The organism is Arthrobacter sp. RT-1, from assembly GCF_003367205.1.
Taxonomy (GTDB): domain Bacteria; phylum Actinomycetota; class Actinomycetes; order Actinomycetales; family Micrococcaceae; genus Arthrobacter.
Genome location: NZ_QRGQ01000022.1, coordinates 1 through 456, shown reverse-complemented (window position 1 = coordinate 456; position 456 = coordinate 1). Strand labels below are relative to the sequence as shown.

The 456-nt window shown below is 64.0% G+C and carries 1 pseudogene; it reads left to right on the top strand.

The window, feature by feature from the left end:
- Positions 1–456, top strand: a pseudogene (locus DXK94_RS15185) (pyruvate dehydrogenase (acetyl-transferring), homodimeric type); the annotation flags it as partial.

Genomic DNA, 456 nt, shown 5'->3' with positions numbered 1-456 from the left:
TGGGCGTTCCTGGGCGACGGCGAAATGGACGAGCCCGAATCCCGCGGCCTGCTCCAGCTCGCCGCGAACGAGAACCTGGACAACCTGAACTTCGTCATCAACTGCAACCTCCAGCGCCTGGACGGGCCGGTGCGCGGCAACGGCAAGATCATGCAGGAACTCGAAGCGTTCTTCCGCGGCGCGGGCTGGAACGTCATCAAGGTCGTCTGGGGCCGGGAATGGGATGACCTGCTCACCCGCGACACCGACGGGTCGCTCGTGAAAATCATGAACGAAACCCCCGACGGGGACTACCAGACCTACAAGGCCGAATCCGGCGGGTTCGTCCGCGAACACTTCTTCGGCAAGGACCCCCGCACCAAAGACCTCGTCGCGGACCTCACCGATGACCAGATCTGGAACCTCAAACGCGGCGGCCACGACTACCGCAAGGTCTACGCCGCCTACAAGGCAGCC